Origin of the sequence: Streptococcus hyovaginalis DSM 12219, from assembly GCF_000420785.1 — a bacterium.
Classification (GTDB): domain Bacteria; phylum Bacillota; class Bacilli; order Lactobacillales; family Streptococcaceae; genus Streptococcus; species Streptococcus hyovaginalis.
Genome location: NZ_ATVP01000003.1, coordinates 167,752 through 184,403, shown reverse-complemented (window position 1 = coordinate 184,403; position 16,652 = coordinate 167,752). Strand labels below are relative to the sequence as shown.

At 40.7% G+C, this 16,652-nt stretch carries 13 protein-coding genes; all 13 read right to left on the bottom strand.

Annotation, left to right across the window (positions count from 1 at the left end; all coding sequences use genetic code 11):
• Nucleotides 1-30 precede the first annotated feature (30 nt).
• Entirely contained in the window at nucleotides 31-582 is a 552-nt protein-coding gene (locus G574_RS0103160) for a hypothetical protein (RefSeq protein WP_029690930.1), read from the bottom strand.
• The gene (locus G574_RS0103155) at nucleotides 566-757 is read right to left on the bottom strand and encodes a calcium-binding protein (protein ID WP_029690929.1); all 192 of its coding nucleotides are present in this window, start codon (nucleotides 755-757) and stop codon (nucleotides 566-568) included. Before G574_RS0103155 ends, G574_RS0103160 begins: the two co-directional genes overlap by 17 nt.
• Entirely contained in the window at nucleotides 758-5,653 is a 4,896-nt protein-coding gene (locus G574_RS0103150) for an SspB-related isopeptide-forming adhesin (RefSeq protein ID WP_029690928.1), read from the bottom strand.
• Between the two features lie 158 nt (nucleotides 5,654-5,811).
• Nucleotides 5,812-6,447 carry a hypothetical protein gene (locus G574_RS0103145; RefSeq protein WP_029690927.1) on the bottom strand — a complete coding sequence of 212 codons (636 nt, stop codon included), beginning with the start codon at nucleotides 6,445-6,447 and terminating at the stop codon, nucleotides 5,812-5,814.
• Between the two features lie 341 nt (nucleotides 6,448-6,788).
• Complete coding sequence (locus G574_RS0103140; protein ID WP_029690926.1) at nucleotides 6,789-9,590, bottom strand: phage tail tip lysozyme; 2,802 nt, start codon at nucleotides 9,588-9,590, stop codon at nucleotides 6,789-6,791.
• Between the two features lies 1 nt (nucleotide 9,591).
• Nucleotides 9,592-11,943 (bottom strand): VirB4-like conjugal transfer ATPase, CD1110 family, encoded by a 2,352-nt coding sequence (locus G574_RS0103135; protein ID WP_029690925.1) that lies wholly within the window; start codon nucleotides 11,941-11,943, stop codon nucleotides 9,592-9,594.
• Complete coding sequence (locus tag G574_RS0103130; RefSeq protein WP_001097579.1) at nucleotides 11,900-12,253, bottom strand: PrgI family protein; 354 nt, start codon at nucleotides 12,251-12,253, stop codon at nucleotides 11,900-11,902. Before G574_RS0103130 ends, G574_RS0103135 begins: the two co-directional genes overlap by 44 nt.
• 61 nt (nucleotides 12,254-12,314) lie before the next feature.
• Nucleotides 12,315-13,169, bottom strand: a complete 855-nt coding sequence (locus G574_RS0103125) for a VirB6/TrbL-like conjugal transfer protein, CD1112 family (protein WP_029690924.1) — start codon at nucleotides 13,167-13,169, stop codon at nucleotides 12,315-12,317.
• Nucleotides 13,170-13,187: 18 nt separating this feature from the next.
• Nucleotides 13,188-13,430: a hypothetical protein gene (locus G574_RS0103120; protein ID WP_001072182.1), complete on the bottom strand. Its 243-nt coding sequence runs from the start codon at nucleotides 13,428-13,430 to the stop codon at nucleotides 13,188-13,190.
• A 17-nt stretch (nucleotides 13,431-13,447) separates the two neighbouring features.
• Nucleotides 13,448-15,265: a VirD4-like conjugal transfer protein, CD1115 family gene (locus G574_RS0103115; protein WP_029690923.1), complete on the bottom strand. Its 1,818-nt coding sequence runs from the start codon at nucleotides 15,263-15,265 to the stop codon at nucleotides 13,448-13,450.
• Nucleotides 15,265-15,753 (bottom strand): hypothetical protein, encoded by a 489-nt coding sequence (locus G574_RS0103110; protein WP_029690922.1) that lies wholly within the window; start codon nucleotides 15,751-15,753, stop codon nucleotides 15,265-15,267. The genes G574_RS0103115 and G574_RS0103110 overlap by 1 nt, the downstream gene beginning before the upstream one ends.
• Before the next feature lie 76 nt (nucleotides 15,754-15,829).
• On the bottom strand, nucleotides 15,830-16,414 hold the full coding sequence (locus G574_RS0103105; protein WP_029690921.1) for a CPBP family intramembrane glutamic endopeptidase: 585 nt from the start codon (nucleotides 16,412-16,414) through the stop codon (nucleotides 15,830-15,832).
• Nucleotides 16,415-16,416: 2 nt separating this feature from the next.
• The gene (locus G574_RS0103100; protein WP_029690920.1) at nucleotides 16,417-16,650 is read right to left on the bottom strand and encodes a hypothetical protein; all 234 of its coding nucleotides are present in this window, start codon (nucleotides 16,648-16,650) and stop codon (nucleotides 16,417-16,419) included.
• Nucleotides 16,651-16,652 lie beyond the last annotated feature (2 nt).

Below are 16,652 nucleotides of genomic sequence, written 5' to 3'. Positions count from 1 at the left end.
AGGGCTGAGAGTTTTTCTCAGCCCTTTGCGTTAATCTAGGACCAAGGCTCGTTGGTCTCTTTCTTGTGGAATACCTTCCATTACAGTTGCCACATAGTGTTGTAAGAAATGACTTTTCTGGTCTAGTAAATCTTTTTGCAAGGCAAGGTGAACCAAATCTCCAAAATAATCCTGACTGGAAATAGCCAAGTCCTGTTGAATCATGGCCTGTAAGGTTTCAAGGCTAAGTGGTGAATAATCGTCACTATCCAAAACCTCATACTGTTCCAAGGTGTCTGAAAGATTATTTGAGTACATTAAATCCATAATAAAACTAGAGCCTTCACCTGTTCGGTACAACTTTTCCAGAATGTCAGTCATATCTACCTGCACTTCATCCTGATAACTATCAACTTTAACTCGTAGCTCATCACTAATCAAGGATAGGTCATCCTCATCCATATAATCTTGATAAACCTGATTGAGGATTGTTCTATCAGAAATACTTAATTCCAAAGAGAGAAAGGCTTTGATAAACTCTTGGTAATCGACCTTCTCCATTTCAGACAAAGCCTCTTTCATGGTGTCAAAGTTCCAAGCCATCACACAACTCCTTTTGTGGGACTAGTGGTGAATGTCCAGATTGTAGCTCTTCTAAATCAGCTTGACCATCACCATCTGTGTCAACAGACTGCGGATTGGTTCCCAAAGCTATTTCCTGAGCATCTGTCAGACCATCCTGGTCTGAATCCTTTTCATAAATGGTTTTCGAATTCATCTACTTCTCCTCCTTTTTCTTAAGTCCATAAGCCGTACCAAGTAAAATCCCAGCACCAATCAAGCCCAAAAGGGATTCCTGTTCCCCTGTATTTGGCAAAACGCTTGCTGGAACAGGCGGTTCAATAGTCTCAATTGGTGGTTGAGGTGGTGTGGGTTGATTTGGACTTGGTTCTTCAGGTTGAGGTGTATGTGTTACAACTGTATTTGAGCTGATGACATAGCCATTCACTGTATGGAGATAGGTATTCTCAACCTGACCAGCCGTAATCCGTTTCATTTGAAGGTAAACATCTGCCTGAAAGGCTGAATCATCAGAGACAGTCTCTAAGAAGGATTTATCAAATGAAATTGACACTAGGCCATTTTCTGTATCCACTTGTTGCAAGGTATATTTCGTGACTTCCGTTCCTTCTTTTAAGACAGAACCGTCTTTGAGGGTGACATCCGTCATCAGATAGCTGCGGTAAACACCATTGTACTCATCATGCTTTTCATCATAGTTATCTTCAAAACCATATTCAAATAAATCAGTCGCACGATTGCTTGGAATCATCGCTCCAACCAAGCGATAGTTAAAGGTTTGATGCAAGGCCACTTCTTTCCCGTCAAGGCTGTCATCTTTATGAGACAAGTCAATCACCACATCTTTTTGTGGGTCTAGTTTGGGAACATTATTGACCACTGTTTCCGTGACATAGGCCAAGCCAAAATCAATCTGATAGGCTGTATTTTCATACTGACCACCTGTTTTGGTCGACTCATTTTTTACCGTCATCGGAAGCGTGACCACTAAGGTTTGACCAGTCTTCACATAGGTCTCATAAAAGGCTTTTGGATCATCGCTACTAAGAACTTGAATGGCTCCTTTAGGTGTAAACTGACGTTTAGCCATGGCATCTTGAACAACTTTCGGAGCTTCTGACAAACTAGCGTAGGTGCTGACAGAGATACCAGATACACGATTGCCATCCTTATCCAAAACTTGAATGCCATCAGGAATTAGGGTAAGGGCTTCTTCTGGGTAATCATCTACCATGTAAAATCCCTTGGCAAGAACATCATCCGTCACGACCATGTCCTTGTATTGACTGTAATCCAAGACAATTTTGTAATAATTGACTGTATTCGGAAGGACAGTCTTTCCATCAATTGAAATACCTTCTTGATTGGTATTAGACTTATGTGGAGTTACTTTAGGGACAAAATTGGTAACCGTGTTGGTTTCATAGGCTTGCCCAAAGTCCACCTGATAAGCCACGTTTTCATAAGACTTCCCTGAATTAAGCATGGTTTCCAAAACCGTCATCGGAGTAACGATGATAATATTCTCCCCCTTGGTCACATAAGATTCAAAAAAGGCTTGTGGGTCCTTAGGCATGAAAACTTGAAAAGCTCCTTTAGGCTGAATTTTTTGTTTCGAAAGGGCTGCTTGTAAGGAGTTAGGAGCTTCTGATAATCGAGAATAAGCCTTCACCATGATTCCTGAAACTGTTTTACCATCAGATGTGACAAACTGAATAGCTGCTTCATCCGGCAGTAAAGCTTCTTCTGGATAATCATCCACAAAGTAAAAACCTTGTGCAATCTGAGTGTTGTCTGCTTTAATCCCTCGGTATTGGTCCAAGTCCCATGAGAGAGTATAGTGATTTTGAGTTCCCACTAGCATGGGCTTCCCATTGATGTCCACTTTGTCTTTATTGAGGTTCTGTTTCTTGGGTTCTGGAGAAACAAGGGTGTTGGTCACTTCCTTGGTTTCATAGCCATTTCCAAAATCAACTTGATAAGCCTTGTTTGTATAGGTCTTAGTTTGATCATAGAGACTATCTTTCACCATCATTTTGGTCAAAAGAGCTAAAGAAGTTCCTGTTTGAACATACTGGTCATAAAAGGCTTGGTTGTCATCCGGCAAAAAGACTTGAAAGGCACCTGTTGGTGTAATCTTAGCACGAGCCAATTTATCTTGAAGGTCTTTAGGGGCTTCATATAGGGAAGCATAGTTTTTAACCGTAATTCCTGATACCTTCTGACCGTCAAGGGTTGTAATAGCCGTGCCATTTTCCACCACATCAAGCACTTCCTCTGGGTAGTCGTCCACAAAGAAGAAGCCTCGTGCAATTGTGTCTTTAGCAGAACGATCTCCATGATACTGGTCCAAATCCCAAATCAATTGGTAGTGGTTGATTGTGCCAAGGGCTACGACCGTGTCATTAATGAGGACACCATCCGCATTTTCATTGTTTTTATCTGGTGTAATGAGCGTGGTTGTCTCCCCATCACCTGGTGTACGAACCGTTACAACATTTGAAGTGACTGTGTAAGCATTGATTGTACCCTTGTTCAAAAGGAGTTTGTAACTATTGGAATAGGTTGCCCCATCATTTTGAACAGAACCATAGAGTTTTGGAGCGTTCAGTTGATAAACCTTGGTTAAATCTTTATTTACCTCCTGCAACAAGTTTTCCTTTGCGGTCAAGGTCACAAAATTCTTAGTCTCATCAAAGCTAAGGACATAGTTTCCATTCTTTTTTTGTGTTGTTTCCTTATCAAAGAGGTAACCAGCAGGCAAGTAGTCCTCAAAAATGAGACTAGTCGTTTGGGCACGATTGGGCGATAAGACATCAACTGTTAAGGGATAAATCACCGTTGAATCTTTTGCGACAGTTTTCTCATGAAGATTAGCTTGGTCACTATTGACCACTTCTTTCATAATCTCTGGAGTTGTCGTCAAACGGTACGCATGATAATGGACAGTGGGTACTTGTGGTGGCGTTGGAAGTTCTTTTGGAATAAGTTTGACAGGTAAGGTTACTTTGGTCAAGGACAGACTAGGCTGCACTACTTCTTCCAAAGGCTTTGGTGTGAAGGTTACAGGCTTTTCTGGTGTAAATGTTTTTGGTGTATAGATATCTGGTGTTACCGTAATAGGTTCTGGAATGGGTTCAAGTTCCACCGTTACATGAGGTTTGGGACTATATGGTGTTACTGTACGTGCCACTGGTAGGGTATTTAAGGCAAACCAGTAAGACAATCCAACATTCTGTGGCATATCGCCTTGCCCAAAGGTGACTGTATAGGTATTGCCTGATGTGACCGTTGAGACAATAGCTCCTTTATAAGCATAACGACTTGATGTGGTATCCCATTCTTCAGGTAAATTCAAATCGCTTGCACGGTTGGAACCCAACGAACGGGCCAGACCTTCATTAGTCACTTGAACGGTTGAACCATTAATCGGCACAAATTTCCCAGTTGAATCTTTAACATATTCTAAACCAATGTCATTATGATTCAGGGAAGAATGCGTGAAGACACCTGGTTTCTCTTTAGAAAAAGTGACCTGCGTTCCGTCTTCCAAGAAATACTTAGCAACTACACGAAACTCCATCTTGTCTGTTCGCCAGTCACCATTTCCGTCATTTCGATAGGCAATAAAACCCTCTGTGGGATCGTTTGGTACAACCAATTTCACGGCATTGGTTCCAGCTGGTGATACAAGGTTGGTAATATCGTAAGTCACACGACTAATCTTTTTCCCATCAAATCGTGCATTTTGGAGATTTTGATAGTTAAAACTAAGAGTCTCACCTGTTTTGAAGCTGTCATAGACAAAGAATCCTGTTGAATCCAAAATTCTTGAGTAGCCACCCAGCATGGCATCACCAGTTGAAATGATCTGATTAGGATTTCGGGTAATTGCTCCATGTTGTGCTTGTGGCTCACCGTTATTGAGATTGAGGGCTTGAGCAAGGGCTTCAGAAATATAACCTTCTTCACCTTTTGAAATCTCGGCCAAGTCACGTTGATAGCGTTCCATTTCTTTGGCATTATAGGCATCAATCGCTTCATTCTCTTTTCTGGCTGCGGCTTCTTTTTCTTTATTACGTTTGGTAATGGCTTCAATCTCGGCTGCACGATCTGAAACGAATTGTTGTTTCTCCTTATTAGCTTGATCTACTGCGGCTTGACCTGCACGGTTTTCAGCATCAACAGCTGCTTGACCAGCCTGATTACGCCTTTCAATGGCTTCATTATCTGCCTTTGCCTTAGCAAGTCCAGCTTCATTTTCTTTTTGAATGGCCTGATTTTTCGCAACAATATCATCTGCCTTTGTTTTCTTTGTTAGATAATCTGCTACAGCTTGTTCGTTAGTTGATTGAATGGTTTCAACAGCCTTGCCATAGTTTGTATAGTCAAGTACAGATGTCCCATTTCCTGATGAAACTACTTGTTCAATTACTGTCACATCAGCATCTACATACCGACTTTTTAGGTCATTGACTTTGGTATCAACCCAAGCATTTGTCTCTTTACCAGTTTGGTTGGCCCCTTCGTAGGCCTGTGACAGCTCCTTATTTTCTTGTTCAATGCGGGCTTTATTCGATTCGTATGTCGCTTTGTCAGCTTTGTAGGTTTTAGTGACTTCATTGATAGCCTCAACTTGGTTTTGGGCATCTGCTTCAGCTTTTGAAATTTGTTGGTTGGTTTCTGCCGCAGATCTTGTATTTCCCAAATCCATTGGGCTATCTTCAACCGTAGAAACACCTGCAACCTTTGCCTCTTCAACTGCTTTTGTTACCGTATCATGTGGTACGGTGACTGCAATTGCACCGTTAGATTGTCCAGTTAACGCTAAACTTTCAGTTTGTTCAGATACAGGGTTTGGCTGTGCTTCTGGTAAATTTGTGGCTGGATTCTCCGTTCGTTGAATGGCGGTGTCAACTGATGATGTGACTTCATCAGCATGTGCAACCGTACCTCCCCAAGCAACAACACCGGTCACCATAGTTCCAAGGGCAACGGAACATAGAGTGCGATATTTTTTACTCTTGCGAAAGACGTGTTTCTCGCCTTTTTCCTGATTGACAAGAATGTGATGATTACATGTTTTGGTCATAAATAGTCCTTCTTTTCTTTTTTATGTAGCAACAAACTGTCACTCTTTCCTCATCATAAAAAAGAAGGCTTGATTTTGTTATCACAATCAGTTCAGGGAAAAGAAAAAAGCCACCCATAAAAGTGGATGACCTGATTATCAGCATATCAATTTTTACATTAAGACGGCCAATTAACCTTTCTAACTTTAGCAGTCTTAAAGCGTTTCTTGTCAACAAGTTTCAGCTCTATTTCTCTACAATTTGTAATTAAGGTGTCGTTGATTTTAAGACTTCTTGGAAAGTATTGATTTCCTTGTTCATGTGATAATTCAACGGTATAACTAATACCATTACTTAATTTGAAGACCACAAAATAAATATTATCTCTTCTAAATCGTTTACCAACTTTTCTATTCAAAATACCATCCGTTGTATAAAATTTACATTCCATCACATGTAACATTTGATAAAGTAGTAATGTGCCAACGATTTTGAATTTATTTTCACTAAACCATCCATTATCAGCCTTATTTAGACGCTGCAATGTCCAATCATCCTTTAATCCTTCAAAAATACTCCCTGCATTATTAGTTGGTAAATTGACATGATGATCTCTTGATAATCCTAATAGATGGGGAATAGAGGAATTTGGGACGGAGAGAACAATTTCAGGATAGTTCTCCATATTTGTCTGATAAACGTATTTGTACTGAGAAACATATTTCTCAATAGTATTGGCCAAACAAGACATATCGACATTGAGAATATCAATCTCTCCATCAAAGGTCTCGAGCCATTCCAAAGTATATGTCATTTTATTTTTCTCCTAAAAAAGAGAAGGAAGCAGGTGCTTCCTTCTCTTCCACGTATTGAGTTTCACCTCACGCTAGATATGCCCTATCTATTCCTCAAGGGTAGGCAGTCCTGCTATTCTTTTTCTCAACAAACAGTTTGAACTGAGTGCGGAGCCCACAGGCGGGTGCAGACCATATCCACTAGCCCACAAGTAATTTATAATCTTTATTTATCCTTATTATACGGGATAATTCCTTATTTGTCAACACCTATGTTCACGCTTAAAGTTTAGATGAGATGACCACTTTGTCCCCAATATCATACAACATTTGGGACAAGAAGACAAGTATTCTAATATTTTTATTTCGTCGTATAAGCAAAACTCAAGCTACTATCCACTCCAGACAATTTACGGAAGGTATAGTTTGGATTGCCATTATAGTTGGTTTCTGAGATAAGAAATGAACCATCTGGGTAGACTTTCTCCACAAAAGCCACATGTCCGTATTCTGTTGGTGTGCCATGTCCTCCTCCCGCAAAGGAAAGAATAGCTCCTGCTTGTGGACTTGTCCCTGTCTCCCCACCGAGACTTGCGGCTGTTCGTACCCAATCTTGGCCATTGCCCATGGTACTGATAATTGGAATCTTCTCACCATTCTTACCTTTGAGTTTTAGACCTAGTTGATTGATACGGGCTGCAACTCCCCAAGTACATTGGCCGAAAGCGTAACCCATCCCGTCACCACCTCCTGGAATAGAGTTTTCAAAAAGGTCTCCTCGTACAGCTTCAAGTGCTTTTGGATCACTTTGTGCTGTCCCACCGTTAGGTTGACTAAAGCCTTTTTCAATTTGGTAATACCACTCACTTGCCCGTGTTTGACGTTCAAGTAGCTTATCACCACTATTTCCTTCCCAGTAAATGAGAAAGAGTTGGGCAAGACTAGCTGGACTACCTGTATTTTTGAAGAAGTCCTTTAACCAGTAGGTGTAATAAGGACTATCCCCATGCAACATGAAATCCAGTTGTAACCCTAAGTCATACCACTTTTGATGTTTTCCTTTGGCATATTCCAACAATAAAGTATGTCTGCGTGACCCATCCGCGGTATCTGTCCATTGGCCTAAGCCTAAACCACGTTTGAGAATATTTGGGTAACGTCCATTGTATATAGTTGGACCATTAAGTGAGAGCCAGCCCTCATCATCCCACGAACTATCTGTCGCACCAACTGGTGGAGATAAATAGTCGCCTTCAGCTCGTTTTGGATTAATGGAGGATTCTACCGACCAATTTCCTAAAATGGCTGCAATAGCTTGATTTGTCGCACCCTTACTTTTAAGATAATCATAAATAGCCTTGGCTCTCTCGAACTCATCGCCACCAAACTGACCGATAGTTGGAAGAATGGTGGTCTGAACCTGGATCACTTTTGGAAAGTAGAAAGCTGGATTGACATAGACCAACTTATCCGTATCATCATCAACCTTTTGATAGGTGACTTTTAGACCCGTTCCGTCTTTGGTCTGACCAATAATATCTCCTGCCAAGACATGTTGATGTTCACTCACTCGGCCTGAATGAATGCCAAACAAGGTTAGTTTAGTCTTATTCACTCCCTTACCAGATGTCAAAACAACGTTTTCTCCATCAAGAGATACCTTGCCATCCATCGGAGCTACAATGACTTGACCTTCTTTTGCTTCTAAGATGATATGATGATGAAGCGTTGGTTTCTCATCAATGACCTCATACCCATATCGGTAGGTCATGCTTAAGCTATCCTCATCGGTCTGTCCCTGAAAGGGATTGTCCAATTCTTGAAGGGCTAGATAGTTGCCTCCTTCTGTCAACTCCTTTAACTCTTCCTGGTCCTCATCAGACAGCTTGTAAGCAGGTTCCTTATACAAGTCAGACATGGATTTAATAGAATCTCCACCGTTTAAGTCCATCCAGACTTGACTGAGAAACGATTTGTAGGTCACACCACCCGTTTCCATGAAATCGTCAAGCTTATAGTCTTGGTATTGATGATTCATGTAAACCATAACCTCATCAATTTTGGTGTAATAGGTAATCCCTTTTTCGTTGGTTCTTGTATGCTCCGCATCTTCCCACGTCATGTGGGTGTAGCTCTTACTCAATTCTATCTCATCTTGTTGAATGACACTGCTACCTGAGACACTCATGAAAAAGCTCATCATCAAAAGGAGTATCAAGAGAGTGCCTGAGACAATCCAAGTCAAAGGATTTCCCGCAAGTACAGAAAAGAAAGTCATACTTCCCTTAATGGCTTGGACGATTCCTTTGAAACCTGCGACACTTTGTTTTTTGGCAAGCTTTAAAAAGGTTTGGTAGCGTCTTCTTGATTTAAGAGGTTTCTGGCGTGTGAATCCTTTTCCCTTTTTGAAGTTCTGGAATCGTTCCTTTCCATGAGAAAATTTTGTTTTGGTAAACCGCACACCAGTCTGTCCACTTTTTACTGCCACCTTACCTGCTTGATAAGTAAACCTGCCATAGCGTCTGGCTTTCAAACTAGTATCCTTCATGGTTCTAAGTCCATCTAAATCATCATCCTGTGATACCAAGTCAAACGATTCAGATGCAGCTAAGCCTAATCCAACTTTGACTTTGGTAGAGTTTTTCTTAGTCTTTTGGACTTTCTTGAGTTGTTTAACCTCACGCTTGGCAGAACTTACGTCTTTTTCTGCACTGAGTCGATCAAATGATTTTTCTTGGTGAAACTGAAAGCGAGACTTCAGGGAAGAATTTTCTTTTTGGAAAGTAAACTTGGGATTAACCGATTTTGACTTTTCCCTTAGTTTCACTTCTGACAAATGTTTTCTTGCCGTCCGCAAACGTTCTTGAGCTTGCGGAAGTCGATAGTTATTGATTTCCTTTACCTTCAACAGTCTAGGAGAAACATAGGTAATTTCCTTTAGAAACTTCTCTTCTGCTTCCTTTTGTCTACTGAGTAGATTTTCTTTTAACTCTATTTTCTTATCTTGAAACAGAGAATTTTGGGCTGGTTTTCGAAATCGGACTTTTTTAGGAACAGTCTGTCTTAAGGTCCTAACTTCTTTCCGATAATGCATACGGGCTGATTTTAAGTTGCTTCGAAAGTTTTGCCTAGCCTGTTTAACTAGCTTTTTATCCTCTTTCATCTCATGTCCTCATTTTTTCAGGGTCCGTACTCATGATGTCAAAGAGCTTGGTGTGTTGTGGAATCTTATTTTTGAATGGAACAACGGTGGAACCGGCCTTAATTAAGCCTGCCCCTTTTTCAGGATTGACCAAGTATTTCTCCAATTCCTTGGAAAGTCCAAGCATATGTACCAATTCTTCGCGATCGCTCTTAGCCTGTTTTAAAAGAATCATAAACTCGCTATTGGCAATAATGCGTCTGCCATTAGCATCCAAAAGAAGCGTTTCTACATTCTGAGTAATACCTGTCGGTATCGCCCCATACTTACGGACACGACTCCAGAGTTTAAAGAAAAAATCAGAGGCATACTTGTCCAATAAGAGAAGCTGCATTTCATCAAAGTAAATCCAGGTCTTCTTCCCTAGTTTTTGATTCTTCACCACACGATTCCAAATCTGGTCAAAGATAACCATGAGGGCAATCTGTTTTAATTCATCGCCTAACTTTTTGACATTGTAAATCAGGAAATGACTGTCAGTTTTGATATTGGTCCGATGTGAAAATATGTCCAGCGACCCTTCCACATAGAGTTCCATATCCAGTGCCAAGTCCTTAGCTTCCTGTTCAGGTTGTTGAGCTAAGACAAAGACCCATTCGACCAAGGACGGTGTGTCAAAATGCTTATAAGTGAGTCTTGTCACACGATCTATCAAGGATTTTTCACGACCATCCATTTTGCGGTCTAAGAGCTTTCCAATCCAAGACAAGAGAAATTCGGATTTGACCTTAACTGGGTCCTCATCCATATTCTCATCAGATAGATCTAAGACATTTAAGAAGGTGGTAGAATCTGGGGCAATATCAATACTCTCCCCACCAAAGGCTTGACCGATAATACTGTACTCGTTTTCTGAGTCAACAATAATAATTTCAGTATCACTATCTGCTTCCTTGAGCTTTGTAGAGATGATTTCATGTTTTGTCGCCATCCCTTTGCCAGCTCCAGAAGTCCCTAAAATCAAACCTGACGGAGTATTTAACTTGCCACGGTCAATACTGATGATATTACTTGAGATTTGATTGATGCCATAAAATTTCCCACCCTTGTCCTGAATATCAACAGAAGTCCAAGGTGCATTCACGGCAATGTTTGAAGTCAATAGAGACCGAGAAACACCTTCAAGATAGTTCTTCCCAAATGGCAAGAGACTATTAAAGGCAGCTTCTTGCATATAAGTCAAATTATCAATAATCATATCATTAGACCCTGCCACTTGCTTGATAATATCAAGAGATTGTTTGAGTTGATCTTCAGTATCCGCCAGCACGCCAATTAGAAATACGGTGTCAAACAGTTTATCTCCTGTTTGGGTCATGGTTTGAAGAAGAGCTTCAGCTTCATCGATGTTGTTCTCAAGAACATGCCCGACCTTCTCCAAATAGATACCTGTCCGAGCCATCTTTTGTTGTTCCCCAATCTTTTGCGATTCCATCAAGGTTTTCTTGGTTCGCAGCTTGGTCATGGTTTCAGACTTGGTAGAGCCTTTAGCATGTAGGCTAATCATCACTTCCAAATCTGACTGCATGAGGTCACGAATAAATTTATCCCCTAACTCCATGCCATAGTCACGAACATAAACAATCTGTAATAAACGATCGTCCAATTCAATATGATTCTTGTGTTTAAAGGAAAGGTAGGTTGGGGCAATAAAGTGTTTGGTGGATTGACCTGAGAGGGTTAAATCCTTGTAAGAGAACGGTAAATGATTTTCACCTCGTAACATATCCGCAAGGACATTCACTCGCTCCTCTCCACCGAGCAGACCAAGAGATACATCAATCTCTGAAAAGCCACTCTTGAAATATTCTCCAATTTGTGACAGAGAACGAAAAGCTAGTTTTGGTGTTTGGTCGCTCTTGCCAAATGAAAGAAACTTGACAGCTGAAAAGTTGTTCTCACCCGCCTCTAAGTTGGCATCCATCATACGATTCAATTCATCACGATAAGCATCAAACCCATCTTCCTGTAAGGGATAGAGAATACTCTTACGGAATTTTTCCAAATTAACTTTTTGATTGAAGATGGTCAGTTGGAAATTAGTCTTATCATCCAGTGAATTGATTAAATCGGAATATTTCTCCACGATAGCTCCCTTATCATCTAAGCCAACTGTTTGATAATTAACATCTCCTAAAAGATAGGTTTGTGAGAAATAGGTTGGACTGACCTGCATAAGGCCATTCTGAAAAAGCCCTTGATAGGCTAACGTATTTACGGTAGAAGGTCTGATCTCCTGCTTCTGTGTTTTCGTCTTTTGATTTTTGTCATTAGAAGAGGTCTTTGGTTTCATTGAGTGTTTTAATTTTTTCACGTTGGTCTCCTTTTCTTCCAGTAAATGTACGATCTGGTACTGTTAGTTCATAATGAAAACGGTACTTGAGGTAGGTTTCAAATGGTAAATCGTTGGGGCGATAGACCCCAAATAACATGAGTGGAATGGTAAAGCTAAAAACAAAACCATAGACAAACCAATCCCCAAATTGCCAGTAAAATAGGTTCAAGCCCAATACCAAAATGGTTAGGGCGACGGCTGGAAATACAAAAATAACCTGTCTAGTTGTAAATCCTAGCCATGCCCTGTGTTGAACCTTTGAGATGTCCTTAAAGACACGAGTGTTCATAAATGTTCTCCAATCTAAGTAAGCTATAAAAAGAGGAGGCGAGATAATGACTCCCTTCCTCCTACATCCCCAAAATACTTCGGGCGGTTCGTTGACTGCCAACTAAGGCAATGATTAACAATATGGCCTGTACCAAGCCACCAAACATAATGGCAAGTGATTCCATGACTCCAGCTCCATTTGATACGGCAATCTTTCCAGCCGATTCAAACAAGGGAACAAGAGATACAATTAGAAAAATCAAAATACCTTGAACGGCATAGACCATTATATTCTTAAGGTAGCCAATCCCTACACTTCTCCAGTCATCACTAAGAAAGGTTGGAATGGTAACAGGAGCAAAAGGTATCATCAGATAGAGTTGGATAAAGCGAATGGTAATCAAGATATTGACAACCATGATGCTGGCCATTCGTACCAACCAAATGAGAATCGCAAAAAAGCCAATAATCATTTTTCCTACAATTCCAGATCCCTTAATGCCTGATATGGTATCGTAATTAGCACCACCATTCGTGACAAGACTTGCCACTTGTTCAATAACATAAGAAGCAAGGGCAATAATGGCTTCCACAATAACCGTCGTATTGGTAATCACGACCGCAACCATGATGTAGCTGACAATCATAGGTGCTATGGCTTCAAAGGTCATTGCACCACCTGAGTTTGCGATTTTCTTGGCCATTTTTGAAAATTCGAGTACGAGAACAACCGCAAGAATAGCTACTCCCAAGGGCTGCATAATCCCCTTTGTAATGGCTGTCATGTAAGACCAAACCGTCGGATTAAAGTCCGCTAGTGACTTAACCAAGTTGGCGGTTGATTCTAAATCCACTTGAAACCCTTCAAAAAGGCTATCGCTAGATACTTTTTCAGAGGCTAGATATACAAAAGGTGACGTAAAATTCATCATCATGTCATGTGCTGTCCTCCCCTAAATGGTAATCTGAGTCACAAAAGCACCAGCGGCTCCCACCATGACCCCACCAACAATTTCTAGAATAGCATTTCGGACACCTGGTCCACCATCTTTAATGTTGGTTGAAAGGTTGATAATGCCCATGACAACAAGAAAGGCTCCTACTGCAATTAAGCCTTTTTGTAATAGAGACATGGCTTGAGAGAACATGGAGCTGGCGTCCACTCCGTAAACAAAGCCTGTTAGTTTTTGATTCATATAATTCCTCATTTCTATTAATGTAGTGTCGTTTCTGTGCTTAAATCCCTTATTTTATGGCCTGACAAATCTACCTCTTCCTCAGCGGTTAGGGGATTGATATGATAGTGCCACCAGCGTACATCGGTTTCCTTATCCGCAAGCCATTTCCAATTCTTATGTTTGAGCGGAAAATATTTCTTGGTTCGAAAAACAGGAACCCCTGCAATGCGTACAAGACACTCATCTCGTTTCATATTCCCTACTTCATCAGCCGTCATCAAGTCACGAGCAATTTTCTGGTGAGAGGTCGAACTTGAACCCGTCTGCCCAAAAGAGCGACTGGTACTTCTGACATCAATGGTTTGTTTACCTAGAAGACCACTCATAAATTTGAAAGTTTCCTCGTCATTTCCACCCAAATAGAGGAGGCTGTCACAGTTCCCCAGTATAGTTTTCCAAGCCTCTTTTTCCTTATAAAGTCCTTGGAGTTGAGCAATATTTTGCAAGATTGGAACTAGACTCATGTTCCTAGAGCGAACTGTTGAGGTTTGTTCGGCAAAGTCTGGGATTTCTCCGACATTCGCAAACTCATCCAGATAGCTTCTAACATGAATAGGCAGTTGCCCTTTAAAGTCAACATCAGCCTGTCTGGTCAAAGTGGAGAAAACCGTAGAGAAAAATAATGCAGATAGAAAACGAAAGGTAGTGTCATTATCTGGAATAACAAGATAGACCATGGTCTTTTGAGTGCCCCACGTTTTCAAATCCATAGTGTCTCTTTGCGTCAAATCAGTCACCGATTGAATATTAAAAAGGGCAAATTTAGCTGTTGTGACCGCAATGACCGAATCCAAGGTCTTGTCCTTGTAGTTCTGAAAATCCGCCCAGTTTCGCATGGTAAAGTTTTCGTGACCATATTTTTTAGCATAATCTTCAAACAGGACTTCAAGAACACTTTTGTCCTGATTGTCTCCCTTTGATAGGAGTTTGATGAGTTTCCCAATCTCAGAAAAGGCTGGATAACGGCCACGCTTACGTCTTGCTTCCTGCTCTTGCTTAGAACTTCCTGGAGGATTGTAAAAATCCACCAAATAAGAGGCAATAGCTCTCACCAATGTCATGGAAGCCTCATCCCAAAATGGATCACTGCGTGAACCAGACCCACGGGTATTGTTAAAATAGACCGTTAACATGCGGTTCAAATCATTCTCTGTTTCTACATAACGAAAGGGATTAAAACCGTCTGAATTGGTCATATTAACCAAGTCTAAAACCTTGACCTGATAACCGTTTTCTAAAAAGAGTTTACCTGTCTTCTCAGCCAAATGGTCTTTCGGATCTACGACAATATTGGAACAATTAAGTTGGATAAGGTTGGGTTTCACAAAGCGAAAGGTCTTACCTGCCCCAGAACCCCCAATGACAATCAAATTTTTATTTCGGTCAAACTGGGGTTTCTTCTTTTCCAACAAGGTTAGACGAACATCACGAGCCAAAATCGTGTCATTAAAAGGATTCTTACTGTAAAAGTTCCGCTTTTCCTTACTGGTTCCAAATCGTGCAGAACCGTATTCTTCCCCTTCTCGATAGACTTTCTGTCCTGTCGATACATAAAGATAGACTAGTGTCATCGTTAGAACCCCAAGGATAAAGGCAAGAAGAGATTTTTGAGTAAAGGAAAATAGCCATAAAGGATTGAAAACCTGATTTAACCCCTCTCCTAAGAGGTAGGCAAATCGTTCCATAGGTGGGGCATTGGTTAAACTATCATAGAGTAGAGTTAGACGATGGCAGAAATAGCCAAAGGCGAGACCCAAGAGACCAAAGACAAATGCTTTTTGCCTGGAATACATTACAAGGTCACCTCCTTGGTTTTGACTGCCGAAGGTTCTGTCACTCTAATTTTCTCTTTGGCCAGTTCTATCTCTTGGTCCAAGGTTTTATCAAAGGTTAAACCTTCTAGCTTCTCTGGATTAGACATCAGTTTCTTCAACAATTCATCCAAGTGATGATCGAGCAAGGTCTTATCCTTGGCATAAAAGTAGAGATAGTCTTTTTGCCAACTAATTGCGATTGGCAGTTTTTCTGACTCCATCAACTCCTTAAATTTCTCCACATCGATTGGCTTATCCAGTATGTCTTTACTAACATCAATCGCTTCAATGGCGTAAGGACTTTGAAGGAGTTCTTCCATTTTTTGAACCCCAATCTTATAAGCTGAATCTTGAGCTAAGGCTTGCCTAGCCGACCATTCTAAGAGTTTTAAGAGGGTTCTGACTGTCAATAAACTACTTCTTTCTACGTATTGCATCGCTTGACGTTCTTGTTGTTCAGATGACATAGTGGCCTCCTCTTTTTTCGATTCCCTATCAAACATAAGGTGCTTCCATAATACGGAAGCACTCTTGATTTTGGTATCACAAGAAAGTTACGACATAAGCCAAACTATTCCAAAGTAAATGTAAGGCGATTGCCGTCATACAATCAGTTTTCAATCGAACAACAGCCAAGGTCAAGCCAAGACAGCTATAGATGAGCCAACTCCCTAACTGATTAGGTCCATGGGATAGAACAAAGAGAAAACTGGTCACGCCTATTTGTTCAAAAGGGAATGTCAATTTTTCCCACAGCAATTGCCTATAAACAATCTCTTCAAGGATACTTGCATTGACCAGAAACAATAAAAAGATAATAGGAGGAACCTGTTTTCCTACTTGTACCAATACCGCTTGATTCCTAGTCTGACCTGGAAATAGGAAGCTGATGAAGACTGCAAAAGCAACCATACACACAAAACCAAGAAGCAACCAACTTAGACGATTGCTTAAGGTTATTTTTTTTGCTTGAACAGTTTTATGACGGGTAATCTCTAAGCAAGTCACACTTAATAGGACCAATTGTAGCAAGACTATACCCTCTATTGTCAGATACTCTTTCAGGTATAAACTCACCAGAAGACCGTTAAGCTGTATGGCTAGATAAAACAACACTATCCTTATCATTGTCACCTCTTAAATAAATCTTCATAATCAATTTCTAAGACTAGAACGATTCGCTCAACCCATCTAGTTTGTGGCATCAGACGATTAGATTTGTAATGCCGTAATTTTTGATAGAGGCGATTAAACTCACTTGTATAAACATATTGACCGTTGAATACTTTGCGAGCTAGTTCTGCCCAAGTGAGGTCTTTTTCTGCCAGAATGATTTCTAAATTGTCCCAAAATCGTTCATTCATCT

Excerpts from the sequence above, each read along its gene's own strand:
- G574_RS0103120 (WP_001072182.1), bottom strand. The coding sequence starts at position 13,430 with ATGAATCAAAAACTAACAGGCTTTGTTTACGGAGTGGACGCCAGCTCC.
- G574_RS0103100 (WP_029690920.1), bottom strand. The coding sequence starts at position 16,650 with ATGAATGAACGATTTTGGGACAATTTAGAAATCATTCTGGCAGAAAAA.
- G574_RS0103160 (WP_029690930.1), bottom strand. The coding sequence starts at position 582 with ATGGCTTGGAACTTTGACACCATGAAAGAGGCTTTGTCTGAAATGGAG.
- G574_RS0103145 (WP_029690927.1), bottom strand. The coding sequence starts at position 6,447 with ATGACATATACTTTGGAATGGCTCGAGACCTTTGATGGAGAGATTGAT.
- G574_RS0103130 (WP_001097579.1), bottom strand. The coding sequence starts at position 12,253 with ATGAACACTCGTGTCTTTAAGGACATCTCAAAGGTTCAACACAGGGCA.
- G574_RS0103155 (WP_029690929.1), bottom strand. The coding sequence starts at position 757 with ATGAATTCGAAAACCATTTATGAAAAGGATTCAGACCAGGATGGTCTG.
- G574_RS0103125 (WP_029690924.1), bottom strand. The coding sequence starts at position 13,169 with ATGATGATGAATTTTACGTCACCTTTTGTATATCTAGCCTCTGAAAAA.
- G574_RS0103140 (WP_029690926.1), bottom strand. The coding sequence starts at position 9,590 with ATGAAAGAGGATAAAAAGCTAGTTAAACAGGCTAGGCAAAACTTTCGA.
- G574_RS0103150 (WP_029690928.1), bottom strand. The coding sequence starts at position 5,653 with ATGACCAAAACATGTAATCATCACATTCTTGTCAATCAGGAAAAAGGC.
- G574_RS0103110 (WP_029690922.1), bottom strand. The coding sequence starts at position 15,753 with ATGTCATCTGAACAACAAGAACGTCAAGCGATGCAATACGTAGAAAGA.
- G574_RS0103115 (WP_029690923.1), bottom strand. The coding sequence starts at position 15,265 with ATGTATTCCAGGCAAAAAGCATTTGTCTTTGGTCTCTTGGGTCTCGCC.
- G574_RS0103105 (WP_029690921.1), bottom strand. The coding sequence starts at position 16,414 with ATGATAAGGATAGTGTTGTTTTATCTAGCCATACAGCTTAACGGTCTT.